General features: G+C 73.6%; 3 protein-coding genes. 1 reads left to right on the top strand and 2 read right to left on the bottom strand.

The genetic code is table 11. From position 1 onward, the window contains the following. Positions 1-618, bottom strand: a 618-nt coding sequence (locus H5J33_RS34980; protein ID WP_181798675.1) for an endonuclease V, incomplete at its 3' end; no start/stop codon positions are given. A 62-nt stretch (positions 619-680) separates the two neighbouring features. On the opposite strand from H5J33_RS34980, the gene H5J33_RS34975 reads away from it, so the two are divergent. Then, positions 681-977: a YciI family protein gene (locus H5J33_RS34975; protein ID WP_181798674.1), complete on the top strand. Its 297-nt coding sequence runs from the start codon at positions 681-683 to the stop codon at positions 975-977. A gap of 9 nt (positions 978-986) precedes the next feature. Here H5J33_RS34975 and H5J33_RS34970 read toward each other — a convergent pair whose 3' ends face one another. Then, entirely contained in the window at positions 987-1,325 is a 339-nt protein-coding gene (locus H5J33_RS34970) for a hypothetical protein (RefSeq protein WP_030618251.1), read from the bottom strand. Positions 1,326-1,496: the final 171 nt, after the last annotated feature.

Here is a 1,496-nt window from a genome sequence, read left to right as displayed (position 1 = left end):
CCGCGGGGTCAGCGCGAGGGTGTGCGCCAGGGCACCGGACAGGCTCACCCGGTGGCCGACGGAGACGAAGACCGGTTTGACGCCGTCCCTGGTGCGCAGGGCGCGCCCGACCTCCTCGGTGCCCGCCAGCAGCGGCGAGGAGGCACCGCGCGCCGGGCCGGGGTCCTCGTAGGTGAACGTGAACGGGTTCTTGGCGACGCCGATGACCGGCAGGTCCGTGAGCACCCCGAGGTGGCTGGCCAGCCCGAAGCGGCGCGGGTGGGCCAGGCCGTAGCCGTCGCACACGATCAGGCCGGGCGGGCCGGGCAGCCGGTCCAGGGCGGCCAGCACGGCCGGGAGCTCACGGAAGGCGAGCAGCCCGGGCACGTACGGGAAGGAGACCCGGCCGACGGCCGTCGCCTCCGCGACGACGTCCAGGGTGGCGGCGTCCAGGACCACGGCCGCCGCCGCGACCAGGTCCAGCTCGTCGTCGTAGGCGACGTCGACCCCGGTGACCCGGCCCGTCCCGGGCGGTGGTCCGGGCTCGTCGAGCACCACTCGGCCGCGCAGCCCGTCCTGGACCGCGCGGGCCTCCTCCTCGGTCGCGGGCCAGCCCGCGGGTACGCCGACGATCGTCACGCGGCCGACTCTACGGTTCGCCGGCCGCCGGGGGCGGGGCGGGGGGGGGTAGGCTCCGGATCATGTTCGTTCTCGAGCTGACCTACACCGCGCCCCTCGACGCCGTGGACGCCGTCCTGCCCGACCACGTCGCCTGGCTGGAGCGGCAGTACGACAAGGGCCTGTTCCTGGCCTCCGGACGCAAGAACCCCCGTGACGGCGGGGTGATCCTGGCCGTCACGGGGGACCGCGCCGAGATCGAGGAGGTCGTGGCCACCGACCCGTTCGTCATCGCCGGGGTGTGCTCGTACCGCGTCGTGGAGTTTCTCGCCACGAAGACGGCCCCCGAGCTGGAACGCCACCGGCAGACGCTCGGCTGAGCCGGCGGGTCATCCCTTCTTGCGGTCCAGCGCGCGCTGCAACTGCTCCTTGTTCATGTGTGAACGGCCTTCGATGCCGCGCTGCCTGGCCTCGTTGTACAACTGGTCGCGGGTCGGGCCGTGCGAGCCGACCCGGTTGCCGGACCGCTGACCGCCCCGCTTGCCGGACGACATGTCCTGGGTCGAGGTGCGGCTGGCGGTCTTGGACTCGCCGGAGCGGGCGCGTTCCTTGTTCACCGTCCGCGCGGCGATCTCCTTGGCGCGCCCGGTGCTCTCGCCCCGGTCCTGCGCGCTCTTCTTGATGTGCTCGTACTGACGCTCGCGCTTGGGGCTGGAACCGGCTGGCATGATCGCTCCTTTCGTTCGCGGCGAAGGACGAGTACCCGTCCCACGCGCGCTCACGTCACCGGACCTGCCGCCGTCTCAGCGTTCCAGCCGGGCCACCCGGCCCTGCTCGCCGGCCGCCCAGCAGCCGCGGTCGGGGGCGCACGCCACGGTGTCGTAGGAGCCGGTGTCGAC

It is taken from the genome of Streptomyces sp. WELS2, assembly GCF_013870595.1.
In the GTDB taxonomy this organism is placed as follows: domain Bacteria; phylum Actinomycetota; class Actinomycetes; order Streptomycetales; family Streptomycetaceae; genus Streptomyces.
This window is presented reverse-complemented; position numbering and strand designations above follow the sequence as displayed.